The following is a 17,836-nucleotide window of genomic DNA, read 5'->3' as shown; positions in this document are numbered from 1 at the left end:
CGGGCTGACGCGCTTCGGGTACTTCGGCTCAACGGCATCCGTTTGCCGAAGCCAGCTGCGCACCGTGTTCCGGGACAGGCCCGTGCGCCTCGCAATCTCGCGCAGCGGGACCTTCTCGCGGAAATACATCCGCCTGATCTTGGCCAATATGCCCACCGTGATCACCTCTGTATCCCCTGCTCAAAGATTGAGCAGGGCATTCAATCACGTGGGTCAAAATTCGATGAAAACTACAGCCTCAGGTGGGTCAGTTCTGCGTGGACATCAACACACCAACGGGCTATTGCGTCAGTTTCTGCCCAAGGGCATGGACCTATCGGGCATCACCCAGATGCAGTTGAACGACATCGCCAAATTAATGAATGGGCGCCCACGTCAGACGCTCGGCTGGAAAACGCCGGAAGAAGCCATGGCCATGGAGTTGGCTGCCGCCGGATTGGCTAAACGTTGCACTTGACTCTTGAGACCGCCGTGTATGAGGCGATCGAAATTCAGAATTCGAAGTGTTGAGCCGTTCGTGGCAACGGAGCGCGAACTGAGTCAGAGGCTCTGCTAATCACGGGGGCGCCTCTTGACGACGACGTTACGCAGTTGCGGCCAGATTAGTTTGAGCACGGCCTTGTCGGACGGAAAATGGCCCGCGCCTTTACGAACTTCCGAGGCAGCATCTCCCCGTGACTCAATCGCACGAGTGCGAGATGCAGTTTTCCGTTATGGTTGACCGGAGTAGAACTTGGCGGCCGCTTCGATCTCGTCGCGAGTCATATTTCTCGCAACGTTGCGCATTTGCTCGCTGGTATCGTTATGTCGTTCCCCTCCTGCAAACGCCAATAGTTGCTGGCGTATGTAGACGAGCGGCTCACCCTCCAACCACGGCGCACCTAGCTTGTTTTCAGCGGCTCCGTGACAAGAGGCACAGGGAGCAATATTCCGCATTGGGGAACCCGTCGCAACGATAGCGGGTGCAGGCACTGCAGACGCGCCGACCCGAACGCGAGGCAGCGAGGCGTAATATGCCGCCAAGTCCTTCATGTCCTGATCGCTCAAATTCGTAGCCATGGGGGTCATCACGGCGTTCGTGCGGGCTCCGCTCTGGAAATCTTTCAACTGCTTATACACAACACTTTCGTACTGCCCTGCGAGATTCGGTGAGTTTGCGAAGCTAAGTCCCTGCGGCCCATGACACATCGTGCATCGCAGTGAGAGCGTCGCACCGCGTCCAATCGAAAGTCCATCCGTTCCCGCGAAGGTCTGCGGAGTAAGCACTGCCGTGCTTGTCTTCGTGGACGAAACCACGGGCTGCGAGACGAGCCATTGCTGCGGCACCCCGGCCGCGCTACAGATCGCGTTCCACAGTCCTTTGAACTGCGGGTCGGTCTGGGCCGACGGTAACCACACGAACCCTATCAGGGCCGAGACGCCGGCAACTGCGACTGTCAGCCCTACGCTCACGGTGAACCAACGGTTGCGCAGCGAGAACAGGCGCGCTTCGGGTGACGGTGGTGTCCTCATCGCTGCCCTCCGATCCAGACGGCCGGCACGGAAGTCTGAGGGAGCGCCAACAACTGCGCAATCGGGTAGCCATAGTTCACTACGGTAAGTCCGATCATCAGCGCGATCCAGAGTCCGAAGCTATTGAGCGCAACCGGGAGGGTACGAGGAGGATGCACTGCCACGCTAAATTCGAAGCGACGCGCGGGTTCAATTGCGCCCCGGTGCCCCCTTGCAAGCACGATAAAGAACAACACCGCCGAAGCGACCAGAATCAGAGCACCGACGAACGAGAGCACAACGGTGATAGCCTCGGGCGCAATCGCGGGGTCGCTGTAGTCGAAAAATGCCATGCGACGCGGCATACCGAGGATGCCGGCATAGTGCCACGGGAACGTCGTAACGATCATCCCGACAAACCACGTCCAGAGCTGCCATCGAATGAGCCGCACGCTCCTAAGCGAGCGCCCTGTGAGTTGCGGCCATAGTTCGTAGGCAATCGCGAAGTACATGATGACGATGGCGCCGCCGAAAATCAGGTGGAAGTGCCCCGTGATCCATTGCGTGTTATGGATCGTCGAGTCGAGCTGGTAGCTCATGTTGATAAGGCCGCCGGCGCCACCGAAGCCCAGCATCACGAACGAGAACGCCACAGCCAGCATCATCGGCTCGTGCCACGGCAGCGCGCGTATCCAGCCAAACGCGCCCTTGCCGCCGCGCAGTCGGCCTGCAATTTCCACGGACGCGCAGATCGTGAAGACGGTGAGCAGCGTGGGCACCGCGACGAGCGCCGTGAACACGGACTGCAGGAACTTGAAGCCCGATCCCACTTGAGGGTCCGCGAACAAATGGTGAATGCCGATCGGCATCGCGACCACGAGAAAGAGGATGAACGAGATGCGCGCCATCTCATCGCTGTAGAGCCGGCCCCCCACGGCGCGCGGCACGAGCGTGTAGTACGCGATATAGGCCGGCATCAGCCAAAAATAGACGATGGCGTGCAGCGTCCATGAAAAGAATACGCGCGCGAGGCCCGAATCGATGGTGGATCTGAGACCCAGCGCGACCGGCAGAATCTGAAACAGGATTTCGATGGCGGCGCCCACCGCCGTCCATGCCCACAGGTACGAGCCCGCGACGTTCGCGAACATGGGCAGCGGCACAGGCGTACCTGGATTCGCCTTCTTCCAGACATGCAGGTTCACGGACATGAGTGCCACCCAAATCCATGATCCGACCACCACGAGTACCACGCCAATGTAATAGAAGGGGTTGCCGATCATGGGCGGATAAAACGTGTAAAGCACCGAGGCACGCCCCATAGATACCGGCACCATCGCCACAATCGAGCCTACCGCTACGAGCCACCAGCCGGCCCATGCCCACCGCTTACCGACCAGCCGCTGCGCAAGCGAGAGCTCGGTGATCGCATAGCCGAACCCCATAGCGATCAGTGTCGGAAATACGTATGCCATCACGGAGCCGTGCGCCGTCACCGAACGGTAATACAGCTCAGGCGCGGACAACCAAGCATGCAGCGGACTGCGCACGTACATTTGCCAGGCGCCCAACAGCAATGCCACCCCGAAGGTCGCGAAAGCGAACCAGAAATGTGCGAGCACGAGTCGTCGGTTATTTAACACAGCTGAGCCTCCGTGCACCGGCCGCAAGTTTGTCGAATTCGGCGGCCTCGATCACCTTCACATTTGCCCACATGCCCTCATGCCCTGTCCCGCAATACTCATGACATGGCATCAAGTGGTCTCCCGGCTCGTTGAACGTACTGCGGAACGTGGAGATGTAGCCCGGCTCGACCATCGAGTTAATGTTTGTATTCGCGATCAGGAAACCGTGAACGACATCCGCGCTCGTGATCCTGAATGTGACAGGAGTACGGGCCGGCACGAGAATACATTGCGGCGTGAATGAATACTGCTGCGCGACCACGCGTACCGTCACCGAACCGTCCGCCTCGCGTGCGGTTCCGAGATTGCCTTCTATAAATTCTCCGGACACGTGCAGCGTGGTCGGATCGATGGTTTCTACTCGCGACGGGGGCATCATTGCCCAGTGCAAACCGGTGAAGACCACTATTGCGACAAGCAGCAGTACAAACGCCACCGAGAACATGGCCCAGCGCCGCTCAGTACGGACTGCTATTGCATGGCTGTCGGCATGATTCGCCGGCGCCGTCGGAGGCGTGTTTTGGGTGTTCGACATGGGCTCGGATTTACTGGATAACGCCGCGAGGCAAAAACACCAGAAAGTAGAACGCAAACCACATTGCGATCACGATAAACGTCGCGATCCCGGCCAGCGCAAGTGCCCCCTTCGGTCCCATGCGCACGATGTCATCGACGTGCTGCTCGTCGTCCGATAGACGCCGGGCGATCGGCGCTTGGGGTATTCCGTCCTCAGTTGAGTCGCTCATGAGTTCCCCTCAGTACAGCGGTGCCGAACGCAATGCGTTGGCATCTTTGGCTGACACAGGCATGCCGCGGTTACCCCATGCAGTGCGGATGAACGTAACGACCGCAGCCACCTCGTCGTCGGACATCGATTGAGCGAAGGGCGGCATGCCGTAAGGCATGGGGTTCTTCGCAGTGCCCGGCGCATACCCGCCATTGAGCACCATCCGTATCGGATTCACGGCGGACACCATCTGGATAGACTGATTGTTCGCGAGCGGCGGGAAATCGGGTAGCTTGCCCTCCCCGTTCTTGCCGTGGCAAGTGGCGCACTGTGAATCGTAAATCTTGCTGCCCACCCTGAAGAGTCGATTTCGCTCATCGCGTGACATTGATGAAGTGGGTTCGGCGGCTCCCTCGCCACCGTGCTGCGGCAGTGATTTCAGATAGACCGCCATCGCCCGGACGTCGTCGTCTGAAAGGTACTGAAGGCTGTCGTACACAACTTCGGCCATCGGACCGTAGACAGCGCCCCGCCGCGACACGCCCTTTTGCAGCAGGTCCGTAATGTCTGCAATGCTCCACGCGCCGAGGCCCGCTTCTCGACTAGACGTGAGCGATGGTGCGTACCAGTCCTGCATTGGGATGAGGCCACCTTCAAACGCCTTCGACTCCGAACTGCCCCCCAACGCGTTTATCGCGGTATGGCACATCGAGCAGTGGCCGAGGCCTTGTACGAGATATGCGCCACGATTCCATTCAACGGACTTCTCGTGATCGGGCTTGTATACACCCTCACGAAAATACAGCGTTCGCCAGCCAAGCAGTAACTCGCGATTGTTGTACGGAAACCTCATATCGTGCGGACGATTCGGCCGCCTGACGGGCGGCACGGACATCAGGTAAGCGTAGATGGCATCGCTATCTTCGCGTGTGACCTTCGTGTATGCAGCGTAGGGCATGGCGGGATACAGGATGGAGCCATCGCGGGAACGTCCCGTGTGCATCATCGCGTAGAACTCGTCGGAACTCCATCGGCCGATCCCGGTTTCGGCGTCTGGTGTGATATTCGGTGAGTACAACGTCCCGAACGGAGTGGGCATCGCGCGACCGCCCGCGAAGAGTTTGTCGCTGGGTTGCGTATGGCATGCTATACAGTCGCCGGCACGCGCAAGATATTCACCTCGCTTGATGACGTCCACCTTGGCGGAACCGTCTTGCGCCACCGCGAGCCTCGGGGGGGCGATTATCAAGGCCGCAGAGGCGGCGATGGTGGTCAAGCAAACGCGTAGCGCCTTGCTCATCCGGCTAACCGGAAGTGAACCGAACGAACGACTGAACCGGAAAGACCTGGTACGCACCGTGAGCTCCGTCATTGAGGTACGCTCCCGCAAGCAATCGGCAACTTCACGCTTCCCGCAGTCGCAGGCGCCGAGTTCGCCGCACCGGGCAATGACGAGAGCCAGGCAGCGACGGCAGTGATGTCGTCGTTACCAAGACGCGAGGCGATGTCGTGCATACAGTCTGGTGCTGTCGAAACTCGCGTTCCGTAGCGCCAGGCGCCGAGTTGGGCACTGATATATTGCGCATGGAGGCCGAGCAACCCAGGAATGGCCGGCTCCATACCCGTAAGCGATGCGCCGTGACAAGCAGCACAAGCCGGGATGTTGCGCGTACGGTCGCCGTCATTCACGAGTTGCTTGCCGCGCCGCAGTAGTTCCGCGCTGACGGCAGGGGCTGTGGCAGGCGGGTACGGCGGATGCTGGGCCGCGAAGAAATCGGCTATCTTTCTTAGATAGGCGTCCGGTAGATACGCCAAGAGATAGTTCATTGGCGGGTACTGGCGCTGGCCATCGCGGAATGCCTTGAGCTGATTGAACAAATAGCCGGAAGGCTTACCCGCCAGACGGGGAAAGTAATCGTTATTGGTCCCCTCCCCGGCTTTGCCATGGCACGCCGCACATGCAAGCACCCGTGCTTGCATGGTGTCCGGCGCGCGTTCCGTGGGTCTATCCTGCCCGAAGACAAAGCAGGAGGGAACGGCGCACAACAGTATGGCTCCTGCGAGTCTTCTCAGCATTGTTCGCAACGCCTGTGTCATGGCTGTGTGGTGATTCTACTCATCTGTATCCATAAACCGCAAGTTCCAAAACAACGGCGACGGACACAAATTACTCAACGTCCATTCCTGCTCCGCGGCGGCTCACACTCGACGCCGTGATCGCCATCTGCAGCAGACCCGACCAGCGCGTCAACGTTCTGGGTTGCCCTTGAAATAGCCCCGGGGTGCAGAAGCCAGCGGGGCATCACGCTATTTCGAAGAACGAGATGAGTGGACAGCGCTGCAACATCTTCGGTGACAGCCGTCGGAGACCGGGCAGCACGTCTGTCCGGTGAGCGTTGGGCTCACGCCACCACGCTGCCACAATAGCACTAGGATAATCGCGACAGCACGTCGCCATGATGACAACGGATCGCCGAAGGGTCCGTTTGATCGGCCAGTCTCATTGCGGAACCTCGTTCTCCACCGGGCCATTGCCGATACGACGGCCGGCACATTTCTGCTGCATCACCCGAGCCGAGCGGAGCGCCTCCCACGTATGCGCCGACTATGTCTCCAACGTCTAATCCGGCGCGGCAGGCTACTAATCCCACCATCGGCTCGGCCAGCCGGCTCGCACACACTCGCGATCCCGAGCGTGATCGTTAAGCGCGTCTCGCCGCAGTCGAAAAACAGAGCGTCTGAGCTAGAACTTAACCGACGTGCCAGCCGAATTATGTTGACATTTGTCAAACGCAGCATCTAAAGTTCAATCGCGGCACGCTTTATGCGGTGGCATGTTACATATGCGAGTTCTCTTTATCAAGCTGAGGCCATAAGACGCTGTATGCCGCCATTGCACGGTGAATATGGCTGACGTGTTGGGTTGCAGCTCGCGTCCGATAAAAGGCAACGAGGATTGAGCATGAAGAAGGTACTTCTCGCGGAACGTCATGCGATCACGCGTGACGGAATTCGGTACATCCTTCAAGAAACTGGGGAGTACCAAGTCGCTCGCGAGTTGCCTGATGGAAATGCACTGATTGCGACAGTCAGAGATGAAACATTCGACATTGCGATCGTCGACCTCATTAGTATAGGTGCTCGCTCGACCGAATTGATCAGCCAAGTCGTATCCTGCACCCCAATGATGCGAGTTCTTGCACTATGCAGCACGGCCGAGCCGACTTATGCAAAGTCGGTGTTTAGTGCCGGCGCATCCGGCTTCGTCACGAAAGGCAGCCCGGCGGCCGAATTGGTCCGAGCGGTGCACTCGGTGCTCGCTGGGCATAGGTACATGAGCGCACAAGTCGCGGAGCGCATGGTCCAGACGATTGATATTTCTCCCGACGCGCAGTTGCACGCGCGCCTGACTGCCCGAGAGAAGGCCGTACTCGAAGGACTGGCATGCGGCAACGGTATATCGGAAATTGCTAGCCGTCTGGGCATCAACGCAAAGACCGTCAGTACATATAAAGCACGTCTACTTAAAAAACTTGAAGTCCGCACCGAAGCCGCATTGATTCGGTACGCACTCGAGCATCAAATTGTCGATCCAGACTGAGCGCGTCGGCTTTCAGCCAGCCTTTCGGCCCGTAGCTCCAGATGACCTCGCGGAGTCGATCTTTCGGCCAATCATTCGCCTCGTGAGCGTCGTGCGCCATCCTCACTGCATTAGCCATAAAATGGGATGAACTCGTAGCACACGAGTGAGAAACAATTGAACCACGTGCGCTAGGTGGATCAAATCCTTGACGAATCTCGAGGGCGGTTTCGGTCAGGATTGGTCGTCTTCGAACCAAAGTATTATCCCATAGGGCCTCACGCTATTCCCGGTTTCGCCAGACGCAATCACTACGGCGATCTCTGGGTGGAAGCGAACGAAATGCTTCGATTGATGAAAGAGTTGCGCCGTCAGGGTCCGCATCTACTGCACGAGAAGCGTCCGGGTGTCCGGTACGCCGTCGTCTCGCCACACCACAGACGGCGTCCATTCTTTCCCGTATTCCCATTTCCAGCGGCACGCTCAGCCGACAGCATAAAGGCTGGAGGTACGGCGCCGCTCCGACCCACTCCCTGCAGCCACCCGAGCGACGATGGTCAATCGACGCAGAAGTGGCGGCGCAATATCGTCGGGACGTAGTGAGGGTAGTCGCGTGGGGGGAGTATCCGAATTAATGAGATAGTCCGCTCCACCTTATGAGCGGTACGATCTGTAGGATCATTGTTGAATCAGAAAGCGATTGCGATTCTTAGCGTCTCTGATCCATGCCGGCGCACGTCCACGGCCTGACCAGGTCGCGCCGGTCTTCGGATCGCGATACTTTGCTTCAGGTTGCACGGTCGCCTGCTTTGCAGGACGACCGCGGCGCGTGCCGAAGATATCCTTCTCGGTAATACCGTACTCTGCGATCTTGCAGCGGATGTCGTCAACGACGGCTTGGAACTCAGCTACGCGGGCAGCTTCCGCTTTTTCGGCCAGCGCATCCATTTGGGCTTTCAACTCCTTGTATGTGGGCATGCTTCCCTCCTCTAGTTGCATCACAAATATGATAGCCGTTTTGAATTGCGAAAGGGGGGCTATCAATCGTCAAGTATCTCGTCATCGCGCATGGAGGCACGGTGACGGCCAGCAGTGGTGGCGAAGAGCGTGGCGCTCGATTTACAGTGCGCTTGCCGCTGATGCACGAAACATCTGTGGATCAAGAATTTACTGCTCCTGCCTCAAGCGGCTCGGCACTGCTGGATGGCCTGTCGTTTCTGCTGGTCGACGATGACGTGGCGGCACAAGAGGTGTTGGCTCACTTGCTGCGCAACCTAGGTGCGCAAGTCCACACTGCGACCGGCGCAGCAGATGCACTCAACTGTCTTGAGGCCGGCTCGTTCGACATTCTTATAACCGACCTTGCCATGCCGGGCGCGGACGGTCACACGCTGCTGCGCCGCATCCGGCAGCAAGAAGGGAACCGGCGACGCATCTACGCTCTAGCGCTCACAGGCCTCGCTTCGATTCAAGATCGAGACGCAGCGAACGCGGCCGGGTTTGACGATCACCTGCCGAAACCAATGAATCTTCAGCTGCTACTGGCGAAATTGTCGCTCGGGCGTGGTCGATAATGGGCAACAACGCAGCGATTGCGCGTAGCACCCATGCCGTCAATTGTGTCAGCATCGACCTGCCGCCTAACGAGATCCGTCAACACCTTTGGCCAACGCCCCGCGTCTCGCTATCTCGGGTACAGAACCGCGTTTAGAGATCTGCCGAAGAGTACGTAGCCGTCGCCCAAACGCCCAGTCGCAGGGCGATGCCAACATCGCTGACGACTGAAAGCCGTCGGACACAGGTGCCCGTGACGTTCTCACAACGCCGCATTTTTTCCGGCGTACGTGGTTTAAATCAAAAAACGTACTGTCGGAATTCTGCGTCCCATCGGACCGCATTGTGCGTCGGAATTGGACTAGCCTCACATAGGCTCGCGGAGCATACAGCCGACTGACGGGAAAATAGTTCGCAGACTTCAAGCCCCGCGAGTCGAGCCCGGTTTGGACGCTTTGGCGTGAGCCTACGCTTTGCTAGCATGGAAAAATATCGGTGCCACTTCTTCTATTATCATCGCCCCAGCATTAAGTGGCCGGGGGCGGCAAAACGGCACGAATACGCTCGAGCCGATCTGGATTTCTCGCCCACTGAGAACACAGCGCCCACGTTTATTCGCCACCCGCAATTTCCAGGTTTGCTCGAGGTAGACACATTTTTGTGCGTCGCTCCACGAGACCAACAGTGTTCCTTGAGACGGCCTGTCAACGATCTTTACTACGCGCATTACGTCGTACGTAACTGATCCTTTTGTATTGAACTGCTCGGTCGCACCAAGATTCTTGCCTACTATTTGACCTATTGGCGTAAAACGGTCCACGTCGTTAGGTCTGTCAAGCGTCGCGACGATCTTCGCCCAAGCGTCACTCTTTTGGCAGACATATCCCATGTTCCGTGCTCCTCTCGGCTCTAGAATAAAAATACCACAACTTTTCTATAATAGAAACGAAGAACGCCCCGCTTTTTTTGAGCTGTCGGGTGTCACGACATGGACACACCGAGCAGCGCGCCGACACCATACGTGAAGCCGGCAGCGACGCAACCAATCACGATCTGGCGGGTTACAGAAAACCACGAAGAGCGGCCGTTGAACAACGATGTCACTACGCCGATCACGGCCAAGCAAAGCACGCTGAGTGAAACACTGATTCCGATACCCACCACTCCGCGAGCCCAGAAAAACGGGACAGCAGGAAATATCGCTCCGAGAGCAAACAAACCGAACGACGTGCCAGCGGCACGCCAGGGATTTCCGCCCAGCTCCTCCGGGTCGAGGCCCAGCTCTTCTCGTGTGAGCGTATCGAGCGCCTTGTCACGATTGCGCATCATTTCCTCGGCCACCCGACGCGCATCATCTCTATCGAGCCCCTTTGCCTGATAGATAAGCGCGAGTTCCCGCAATTCCGCCTTTGGCGTTCTCTGGAGTTCTTCGTTTTCCCGCGCAATCTGGGTTTGCGCGAGCTCGTACGCGTTCGTGACCGACAACCATTCTCCAAGTGCCATTGAAGATGCACCTGCAATGAGTCCAGCCAGTCCCGTCAGAAGGATTGTCTTGTTGGAGGCACCCGCTCCGGCAATGCCCATGATGAGGCAAAAATTCGACACGAGGCCGTCGTTGGCACCTAGCAGGCTGTTGAAAAGCGCCTCGTTCCGACGATCGGGGCACTGTTTAAAAGGGTTTCGTATGCGATTGGCCGCTGAGTTGCTGACGAATCGTGCCGGATGCCCCGCTTGCGAGCGGGCCGGCCGGCGCGTTGCCGCGCAACAGCTACGGTTGGGCGGCTCATCGCGCTGCTCCCTGCGGCACCGCTGCCAGTATTCGAGCCATTCGAGTCAGGTTGCTCGCCAGCATCGTCAGCTTGAAGTGCTGGTCGACTCGCTTGATGCCGCGATACGCGGTCTGTCGGATCCTGCCGACGGTCTTGCCCCAGCCGAAGTGCTCTTCGATGCGCTTGCGAATCACCTGGCTGATGCCATAACCGGCGTGCCGCGAGGTGCGGCCATCGATCGCGCTGCCGCCTTGATGCGCGTCGTTGCGCGCGACATGCGGCGTCACCTTGCGCGCACGACAGTCCCGCACAAAGTCGCGCATGTCGTAACCCTTGTCGGCGCCGAGCGTCTTGGCGTGACGGCCCGGCACGCAATCGAGCAAGCGCAACGCACTTGCGCGTTCGCCGAAACCGTCAGCGTGGCTGACCACCGCGCCGACCACCAAGCCCGAGCGGTTCTCCATCAGGATGTGCCCCTGATAACAAAGGATGGCTCCGCTTTGCCGCCCCTTGCGGAACAGGCGCGCGTCCGGATCGGTGCTCGATTCATGCGTATCGTTGCTGCGCCGCTTGCCCTTCCAGTCGGTGTCGACATTGCGACCACCGCCGGCTGGTGGATCGTCCGAGCCGTCCTTGGGCCGGAAGCTTTTGTGGCTGGCCCAAGCCTGGATCAGCGTGCCATCGACCGAGAAGTGTTCTCTGGACAGCAGCCCTTGCTTGTCGGCCAAGCTCATGACTTCGGTAAAGAACGCTTCGACCACTTCGTGCTCGAGCAGACGATCACGGTTCTTGGAGAACACCGAGTGGTCCCAGACGGCGTCTTCGATCGCCAGTCCGACGAACCAACGGAACAGCAGGTTGTAGCGCATCTGTTCCATCAACATGCGCTCGCTGCGCACCGAGTACAGCACCTGCAGCAGCAATGCACGCAGCAGTTTCTCCGGCGCAATCGACGCACGGCCGCTATCCGCGTAGATCGTGCCAAACAGCCCATTGAGCCGCTTCAGCGCTTGATTGACCAGCAGCCGAAGCGGCCGCAACGGGTGATCGGCCGGCACGAAGTCTTCCAGCTTCACCGTCGTGAACAGCGGTTCTTGCATCTCGTCCATTCCGCGCATCGCTCTCGTCTGCCCAAGATCATGAACACGATATCTCTAACGCACCGCTCGCAACGCCCGTTTACACCGTATCCAATTTCAACAGCCTGCTAGGCGCTTGGCCCGAATTTGAGTTCGATGATGGGATCGGCAGAGGCCAATAGTGTGGCGACCTGTTCGGCCGCACTCGGGGCGAGCCCAAGATGCTCGTAGCCGAGGTATGCAACCGTATCCTCGGGCGACCAAGGGCCCAGCGAGGTCACGTAATCAGCGATCTCATCTTGGATCTGTCGCCACGATTCATATCGGCGGCGCGACAGAAGAATTCGATCACTTCGTGTATAGATCACATGGAGATCCACGTGCGTTCTCGTCGATGAAAATGAGCCTTCATTCTCTCACGTGATCTCCTAAACTTCGGTCAGCACTTCAAGGTCGGAGGAACAATTGAAGCGATTCGTTGAAGGTGACGACCGGAAGCAGGTGACGTTGTTGCCCGAATGCCTGGACGATTTCGTTGCCGAGGACAACCCGGTCAGGATCGTCGAGGCCTTTGTCGAAGAACTGGCGCTAGAAGCGCTCGGTTTCGTTGGCGTTACGCCATCATCAACGGGCCGCCCCTCCTACCATCCCGCAGTGCTGCTGAAGATATACATCTACGGCTACCTGAACCGGATTCAATCGAGCCGCCGCCTGGAACGCGAATGCCAACGCAATATTGAGCTCATGTGGCTTACGGGCCGCTTGGCGCCAGACTTCAAGACCATAGCGGACTTTCGGCGAAACAACGGCACAGGCATTCGCAAAGTTTGTAGCAGGTTTGTCGTTTTGTGCCGCGATCTCAAGTTGTTCTCTCAAGCGTTGGTCGCCATCGATGGAAGCAAGTTCAAGGCATCCAATACGCGTGACCGCAACTTTACGACTGGCAAGATCGACAAGCGGCAGCAGCAAATTGAGGAAAGTATCCAACGCTATCTCAGTGCACTGGAAACGGCTGATCGGACCCAACCTCCCGAGGTGGAAGCGAAGACAACTCGGCTGCGAGAGAAAATTGCTCAATTACAAGGGCAAATGCGCCACCTCGAGCAGGTCAAAGAAGAGTTGAAGACGCTGCCTGATGGGCAGATCTCGCTGACTGATCCCGATGCTCGCTCCATGGCGACAAGCGGTCGTGGCTCGGGGATTGTGGGCTACAACGTGCAGGTAGCCGTAGATTCCAAACACCATCTCATCGTTGCTCACGAGGTCACAAATGCCGGCAGTGATCGGGCACAGCTCAGCCCGATGGCACAAGCTGCTCGTGACGCCATGGGCAAAACCAGATTGAAGGCTATCGCTGATCGAGGGTATTACAGTGGTCCACAGATAAAGGCCTGCGAGGATGCTGGTATCGCAGCCATTCTGCCTAGGACCACGACGTCAAGCGCAAAGGCTCACGGTCGCTTTGATCGTGCAGACTTTATCTACATCGCCCGAGATGACGAATACCAGTGCCCGGCCGGGCAACGTGCGATCTACCGATTTACCGGTCTGGAACATGGCATGTATCTGCGCCGCTATTGGAGTAGTGCATGCATTGGTTGCGCACTGAAGCCGCAATGTACGCCAAGCGACTACCGGCGGATTACGCGCTGGGAACACGAGTCAGTACTGGAAGCTGCGCAGCGAAGGCTGGACAGAATGCCGGATGCGATGACGGTGCGAAGGCGGACTGTCGAGCACGTGTTCGGGACGTTCAAACACTGGATGGGCTACACGCACTTCCTGACTCGTCGGCTTGCCAATGTGAGCACCGAAATGAGTCTGCATGTGCTGGCGTACAACCTCAAGCGCGTAATAGCGATACTTGGGTTCGCGAAAACCATGAAGGCCATGAGGCTGGTGGGTGCGTGAAGCACCCAAAATTCGCCGTATAAGCTGTACGCGGTCCGCAACGAGGATTGAAATTACACCAGCATTCGTGGCCTATCGAATTGCTGCGACGATGCAGCACGGAATCTATGCCCCGGCAACTCTGCGTTTCGCGTTTCCACACAGCCTCGACCCAAAGCAGTCGCTCCAGGTGTCAAACTGGCGGCGCCATACCCGCCGTTCGGAGCAGCCGGAGCCGATCGTCTGCTGCCGCCGCAGAGCCGTTTACCGACCTGTCGCTGGCGAGAATCCGGCCAGACTTGGGTGCGCCTTTGACGCGATGGACCGCACACTTCATCCTGGGGCCACTTGGTGTCATTGAATCGGCACGCCTTAAAGCTGCTTCAGGCGACCGCAACCCCATCTTCGGCGGCAAGCCTGCCCTAGATGAATGGATATGACCGCTTTACACGTGGCCTATTCATCAATCTGTGCGGTGTCCGTGCGGAGAAAGTGCGCCAACTCGTCGAGCGAACTCGACCAACGCAGGGAACCGGTAGTAGTAGACAGCGCCTCCGCCGACTTCGTGTAGACCGCGAAGGGCGTGCACACCACGCCGATGATTCGATCGAAGCCGGACAAGTTGTAGTTATCGCCGACACGATTGGCATCCAGCGTCTCGACGATGCCCTTCCAGTGAGCAACCGCATTTACGACAGTGGTCTCTGCGTTTCGGATCGCGTTGTAGACGCCGCGGTCGTAGTCCATTGTGTACGGGATGCTCTTGCATGACACGATCAGCAGGTCTCCGCCTCGTGTACCGATGGCATCAATGTCTGTCAGCGTCTTCCCACCCAAGGTGAGAGGCTTTTGTCTCAGTGAGCGAATTTCCGGCGCGGTCCACGGCGTGGTATCAATCAGCTCCTGCACGACATCCTCGAACCAAGCCGCGCGCTCATTGGCAACCTGCCCTTGCACCTTGGGGAATTGAAGCGCCGTGATGAATCCCATCGACGCAGCCCACATGTCGATGCACACATAGTTGGGCGTTGTTCGCACAGGGTTGCCGTGAACGATCGGCCAGGCAGATCCACGGTAGGCTTGGCAGGCGGCCGAAAAGAGCTCGAAGGTGGCCGGCGCGTTCAGCTGAGGCAATGCCGAGCGGATCCGGTCGCAGACGGAGGCGTATTCTTCGTTCGCTAAGCCATCCCATTCGTCAGGGTCAACGACGAAGTACCCCGTCTCCATGACCCGCAGAGCTGCGAAGCGACGGAACTCGAGCAGGCGTCCACCGAGCAAGAGCGTTATCAGGTTGAGTACCGCACCATCGTCGATGTTGATCGCCGCCATCGCAGGCAGTCTATACAGATCGAACAGAGCGTCGAGTTCAATCCCAATTGGGCCGAAGCGGACGAGGGCCTTCATACCCTCTTCGAAGATATCCGCCTGCGGATGCCCCTTCAGCAGTTCCTGCGGCGAGAAATGCGTTTCCTCGGTGAGGCTCCATATGGCCTCACGAAGCGTTATGTACTCGGGCGGCTTATTCTTGGCGTCAGTCGTGTCGGCCAGTCCGGCGCGCCTCAAGGCATGGCTCAGGAAGGTGCTTCGCACGTTGTGGCGTTGGTCGTAGATGCGGGTGGCCACCACAATCTCGTCGCTGTCGACACGCCGAGGCAGCGAGATTGCGTCGGCGGGCGACTTGGCAGTGAAGGTCAACGAGGAGGCAGCCTTGGTGCCCCAGGAAGACGACTTGGAAGCGCGTTCGGCACCGAATGCGTACTCCCCCCCCTTGCTGGCGAACCGAAAGTCGACCTGCAAGTCGTTCATGATGATGACGAACGCCGCAAATCGCGCGACATGTCTTAACGTACAGTCGTCTAGACGGAACTCGAATCCTGCCTGCCCCCACCTAGCCTCTTCGACCCGTTCGCTGCGTTGAGCGTAGATCTCCGAGAGTGCTCGGTTGTTGGCCACCGTCGAGCGAAGATCCCCAGAGAAGACGGAGTTCGGCGTCCTGCGGAGGTAGTACATCCACCGCATCGCTGAATACGCCTGGATGTGGGGTGCGAAAATCTGCTCCATCGCGCCAATGCAGTCGGCAAAGAACTGACCGCTCTCAAGCGCCGAAAGTCTCTTCTTGCTCTGAGAAGCCTTGAAGAAGTCAAACTTCTTCAGCTGCGCAACGAACTCCAGCAAGTACTTGGAAACGTCCTGGCGGAACTTGTTGTCGTTTGAGATGGTTTGAAGAAGCGTGGTCATGGGTTGTTCGATGCTGAGCGCGCGCTGCCGGGCACGTACATGGTGGCAACGCCCTAGCATATACCGACTGATAGAGCTTGAGATGTGGCTAGTAGCTCGCGAGTAGGTCGGCAATGTCGACGCCAAGTGCACTCGCAATCCTCTCCACAGCTTCCGGCTTGGGCGTACTTGGCCAACACACTGGTGCGAAACTTCCACGCAGCCGCAAACCAGTCACTCGTAGCGGACCGGTTATGGCCGAACCCGGAAGTTCGGCCGGCACCCGTTAGCGGCCTGCCCGATCTCGGCGCGAACTTCTCTTGCCGACCCATCGGGGACGGCCAGCGCTCTCCAAAGCAGACATTGGGATCAATACGGTTCGCCGTTCTTGTGCTCGAAAACCCAGTGACCGTTGGAACCCATAACAGCAACGAGATCGTCCGTTGCGTAGCTGACTGCGTCGCCGGGTACCCTGCAACCCACCTCGATGATCGTGGCATCGCCTGTCGAGTTGTTCCGTAGATGGTGCGGTGCGCCACTCGCGCGAAATCCCGCACACATTCCAGACCGCATTAGATAGCTTTCCTCACCGATATAGAGAGTGAACTCACCGCTGAGGACATACACCCACTCGTCCTGTTTCGAGTGCTGATGGTGTAGAGCAGACACCGCGCCGGGGCTCAATGTCGTCAAGTTCACACCAAACTGGCTCAAACCGAACGGATCGCCAAGCGGTTTCTTCTGCCGCCCCGTCATGCGGGACGCAAACGGCTCGGGGTAGTTTGAGGGTTTTATGCGCGGTGCGGCATCGGCGGCAACCATGCAAGCTTTGGACTGGTCCATTCGCAATCCTCGTTCCGTCAAAATGGTCAGCAAAAATTGTGTAAATTCATGAGGGAAACGTCAATCTTGATTCGAACAATCAACCTATTTTTTGATTGGCCGTGAACCGCGATTGCTTTGGGCACCTTCTGTTTCTCGTGCGATTGTCGACGACTCCAGCATCAGACCGGGTGTCCCTTCATGGCCGGAAGCAAGCGGACGCAGTTGACCCCGAATGTCCCGCATCACCGCTTTTCCAGCATAGGTGACCGAGCTTGAGACAGAGAGTGTCCTGTCTGAACTCAGCACTTCGATCGGCCGCGCAGTGGGCCGGGAATCGGCCCAGAAATCAGGACGTTACCGACGGAACCCTTGCTCCACTACGTGAATTGACAAATTTAATGCGGACGTAGGCGAGTTGACGACATTATTTTGATGGGACCGTCTATAAAGTCGTCAATTCGCAGCGGAGGCCTTGATCCATGGGAATTCCGGAGTGACGGAATTATTTTGCTCTACGTTTGCGCGTATCGATGTGAGCGCTTTGCGGCGTTCGAGCCGACTATCAGACCTCGATCGCAATCTTGTTCGCGATCACGCTGTACAGGTCTATGTCCGTCTGCTCCGTCCGCAACGAAACGATGAGGCTATAGCGAGCCGGCAAGGCGTAGCGCTCGAGACCAGGACGCGTACGCCACCAGCCTGCGGCCGGATAGACCGCGAGAAAACCGCGGCTGGCCAACTCCGCGGCGGTACCTTCCCAGACATCCTGATGTAGCGAGCCTCGGTGCCGCTGTCGATCGCCCAAGTGCCACCCGGTGTCGCTAAGGTTGGGCGCAGAGCCATCGCCTTCCTGCTGCGCGGCCGCGTTGCTCCGAGCCACGAAATCCTCGACTGATGCTGTTGAAGTTCGTAGATATTGCTAACGGTGTCCGTTCGTGCGCTAATCGTGCCCAGTGATTCCGCTAATGCGGGGTGACGAACGTCAAGCTGAGGAAGTGGGCAGCGGCAAGTCGCTGGCG

Annotated in this window: 17 protein-coding genes and 2 pseudogenes; 4 read left to right on the top strand and 15 right to left on the bottom strand. The window is 58.2% G+C overall.

Features of this window, described 5'->3' with window-relative positions; all coding sequences use genetic code 11:
* A partial coding sequence (locus C3Y15_RS04695) for a helix-turn-helix domain-containing protein (RefSeq protein WP_148091196.1) occupies positions 1 to 156 on the bottom strand: 156 nt, incomplete at its 3' end.
* Between the two features lie 112 nt (positions 157 to 268).
* On the opposite strand from C3Y15_RS04695, the pseudogene C3Y15_RS04690 reads away from it, so the two are divergent.
* Positions 269 to 457 (top strand): annotated as a pseudogene (locus tag C3Y15_RS04690) (IS30 family transposase); the annotation flags it as partial.
* A gap of 254 nt (positions 458 to 711) precedes the next feature.
* On the opposite strand, the gene C3Y15_RS04685 reads toward C3Y15_RS04690, so the two are convergent.
* From C3Y15_RS04685 to C3Y15_RS04660, 6 genes are read right to left on the bottom strand one after another with little or no spacing between them, the layout of a single operon-like run.
* Entirely contained in the window at positions 712 to 1,512 is an 801-nt protein-coding gene (locus C3Y15_RS04685) for a c-type cytochrome (RefSeq protein ID WP_007182911.1), read from the bottom strand.
* Entirely contained in the window at positions 1,509 to 3,134 is a 1,626-nt protein-coding gene (locus C3Y15_RS04680; protein ID WP_007182912.1) for a b(o/a)3-type cytochrome-c oxidase subunit 1, read from the bottom strand. The genes C3Y15_RS04685 and C3Y15_RS04680 overlap by 4 nt, the downstream gene beginning before the upstream one ends.
* The gene (locus C3Y15_RS04675) at positions 3,124 to 3,711 is read right to left on the bottom strand and encodes a cytochrome c oxidase subunit II (RefSeq protein WP_011880240.1); all 588 of its coding nucleotides are present in this window, start codon (positions 3,709 to 3,711) and stop codon (positions 3,124 to 3,126) included. The genes C3Y15_RS04680 and C3Y15_RS04675 overlap by 11 nt, the downstream gene beginning before the upstream one ends.
* Positions 3,712 to 3,721: 10 nt before the next feature.
* Positions 3,722 to 3,922 carry a hypothetical protein gene (locus C3Y15_RS04670; RefSeq protein WP_007182914.1) on the bottom strand — a complete coding sequence of 67 codons (201 nt, stop codon included), beginning with the start codon at positions 3,920 to 3,922 and terminating at the stop codon, positions 3,722 to 3,724.
* A 9-nt stretch (positions 3,923 to 3,931) separates the two neighbouring features.
* Positions 3,932 to 5,275, bottom strand: coding sequence for a cytochrome c (locus tag C3Y15_RS04665; protein WP_007182915.1), 1,344 nt, complete (start codon positions 5,273 to 5,275; stop codon positions 3,932 to 3,934).
* Positions 5,272 to 5,883 (bottom strand): c-type cytochrome, encoded by a 612-nt coding sequence (locus C3Y15_RS04660; RefSeq protein WP_226103178.1) that lies wholly within the window; start codon positions 5,881 to 5,883, stop codon positions 5,272 to 5,274. Before C3Y15_RS04660 ends, C3Y15_RS04665 begins: the two co-directional genes overlap by 4 nt.
* Before the next feature lie 982 nt (positions 5,884 to 6,865).
* On the opposite strand from C3Y15_RS04660, the gene C3Y15_RS04655 reads away from it, so the two are divergent.
* Positions 6,866 to 7,504: a response regulator transcription factor gene (locus tag C3Y15_RS04655; protein ID WP_011880238.1), complete on the top strand. Its 639-nt coding sequence runs from the start codon at positions 6,866 to 6,868 to the stop codon at positions 7,502 to 7,504.
* 657 nt (positions 7,505 to 8,161) lie between these two features.
* Here the strand turns inward: C3Y15_RS04655 and C3Y15_RS04650 are convergent.
* On the bottom strand, positions 8,162 to 8,461 hold the full coding sequence (locus tag C3Y15_RS04650) for an H-NS histone family protein (protein ID WP_011880236.1): 300 nt from the start codon (positions 8,459 to 8,461) through the stop codon (positions 8,162 to 8,164).
* A 101-nt stretch (positions 8,462 to 8,562) separates the two neighbouring features.
* Between C3Y15_RS04650 and C3Y15_RS04645 the strand changes: the two genes are divergently transcribed.
* Entirely contained in the window at positions 8,563 to 9,057 is a 495-nt protein-coding gene (locus tag C3Y15_RS04645; protein ID WP_012218130.1) for a response regulator, read from the top strand.
* A gap of 446 nt (positions 9,058 to 9,503) precedes the next feature.
* Here C3Y15_RS04645 and C3Y15_RS32165 read toward each other — a convergent pair whose 3' ends face one another.
* The 4 genes and pseudogenes from C3Y15_RS32165 to C3Y15_RS04625 all read right to left on the bottom strand — a co-directional run bounded on the left by C3Y15_RS32165 (position 9,504) and on the right by C3Y15_RS04625 (position 12,265).
* Positions 9,504 to 9,764, bottom strand: coding sequence for a DUF3331 domain-containing protein (locus C3Y15_RS32165; RefSeq protein ID WP_226103182.1), 261 nt, complete (start codon positions 9,762 to 9,764; stop codon positions 9,504 to 9,506).
* Positions 9,765 to 10,018: 254 nt separating this feature from the next.
* Positions 10,019 to 10,669 (bottom strand): annotated as a pseudogene (locus C3Y15_RS04635) (VIT1/CCC1 transporter family protein); the annotation flags it as partial.
* A 151-nt stretch (positions 10,670 to 10,820) separates the two neighbouring features.
* Positions 10,821 to 11,915 carry an IS5 family transposase gene (locus C3Y15_RS04630; RefSeq protein WP_009961431.1) on the bottom strand — a complete coding sequence of 365 codons (1,095 nt, stop codon included), beginning with the start codon at positions 11,913 to 11,915 and terminating at the stop codon, positions 10,821 to 10,823.
* Between the two features lie 98 nt (positions 11,916 to 12,013).
* Complete coding sequence (locus tag C3Y15_RS04625; RefSeq protein ID WP_081054267.1) at positions 12,014 to 12,265, bottom strand: hypothetical protein; 252 nt, start codon at positions 12,263 to 12,265, stop codon at positions 12,014 to 12,016.
* An 85-nt stretch (positions 12,266 to 12,350) separates the two neighbouring features.
* Here C3Y15_RS04625 and C3Y15_RS04620 point away from each other — a divergent pair, with 85 nt between their 5' ends.
* Positions 12,351 to 13,796, top strand: coding sequence for an IS1182 family transposase (locus tag C3Y15_RS04620; RefSeq protein ID WP_059475717.1), 1,446 nt, complete (start codon positions 12,351 to 12,353; stop codon positions 13,794 to 13,796).
* Positions 13,797 to 14,231: 435 nt separating this feature from the next.
* Here the strand turns inward: C3Y15_RS04620 and C3Y15_RS04615 are convergent, their stop codons facing one another.
* The 3 genes from C3Y15_RS04615 to C3Y15_RS04605 all read right to left on the bottom strand — a co-directional run bounded on the left by C3Y15_RS04615 (position 14,232) and on the right by C3Y15_RS04605 (position 17,697).
* The gene (locus tag C3Y15_RS04615; protein WP_124259860.1) at positions 14,232 to 16,013 is read right to left on the bottom strand and encodes a hypothetical protein; all 1,782 of its coding nucleotides are present in this window, start codon (positions 16,011 to 16,013) and stop codon (positions 14,232 to 14,234) included.
* Between the two features lie 348 nt (positions 16,014 to 16,361).
* Entirely contained in the window at positions 16,362 to 16,835 is a 474-nt protein-coding gene (locus C3Y15_RS04610; protein WP_124259859.1) for a cupin domain-containing protein, read from the bottom strand.
* A 544-nt stretch (positions 16,836 to 17,379) separates the two neighbouring features.
* Entirely contained in the window at positions 17,380 to 17,697 is a 318-nt protein-coding gene (locus tag C3Y15_RS04605) for a hypothetical protein (RefSeq protein ID WP_208328092.1), read from the bottom strand.
* Positions 17,698 to 17,836: the final 139 nt, after the last annotated feature.

This window comes from Burkholderia sp. B10, assembly GCF_004368385.1.
GTDB classification, from domain to species: domain Bacteria; phylum Pseudomonadota; class Gammaproteobacteria; order Burkholderiales; family Burkholderiaceae; genus Burkholderia; species Burkholderia vietnamiensis.
This window is presented reverse-complemented; position numbering and strand designations above follow the sequence as displayed.

Coding starts and splice junctions, on each gene's coding strand:
- C3Y15_RS04685 (WP_007182911.1), bottom strand. CDS start 1,512: ATGAGGACACCACCGTCACCCGAAGCGCGCCTGTTCTCGCTGCGCAAC.
- C3Y15_RS04675 (WP_011880240.1), bottom strand. CDS start 3,711: ATGTCGAACACCCAAAACACGCCTCCGACGGCGCCGGCGAATCATGCC.
- C3Y15_RS04670 (WP_007182914.1), bottom strand. CDS start 3,922: ATGAGCGACTCAACTGAGGACGGAATACCCCAAGCGCCGATCGCCCGG.
- C3Y15_RS04665 (WP_007182915.1), bottom strand. CDS start 5,275: ATGACGGAGCTCACGGTGCGTACCAGGTCTTTCCGGTTCAGTCGTTCG.
- C3Y15_RS04660 (WP_226103178.1), bottom strand. CDS start 5,883: ATGCAAGCACGGGTGCTTGCATGTGCGGCGTGCCATGGCAAAGCCGGG.
- C3Y15_RS04655 (WP_011880238.1), top strand. CDS start 6,866: ATGAAGAAGGTACTTCTCGCGGAACGTCATGCGATCACGCGTGACGGA.
- C3Y15_RS04650 (WP_011880236.1), bottom strand. CDS start 8,461: ATGCCCACATACAAGGAGTTGAAAGCCCAAATGGATGCGCTGGCCGAA.
- C3Y15_RS32165 (WP_226103182.1), bottom strand. CDS start 9,764: ATGCGCGTAGTAAAGATCGTTGACAGGCCGTCTCAAGGAACACTGTTG.
- C3Y15_RS04630 (WP_009961431.1), bottom strand. CDS start 11,915: ATGGACGAGATGCAAGAACCGCTGTTCACGACGGTGAAGCTGGAAGAC.
- C3Y15_RS04615 (WP_124259860.1), bottom strand. CDS start 16,013: ATGACCACGCTTCTTCAAACCATCTCAAACGACAACAAGTTCCGCCAG.
- C3Y15_RS04610 (WP_124259859.1), bottom strand. CDS start 16,835: ATGGACCAGTCCAAAGCTTGCATGGTTGCCGCCGATGCCGCACCGCGC.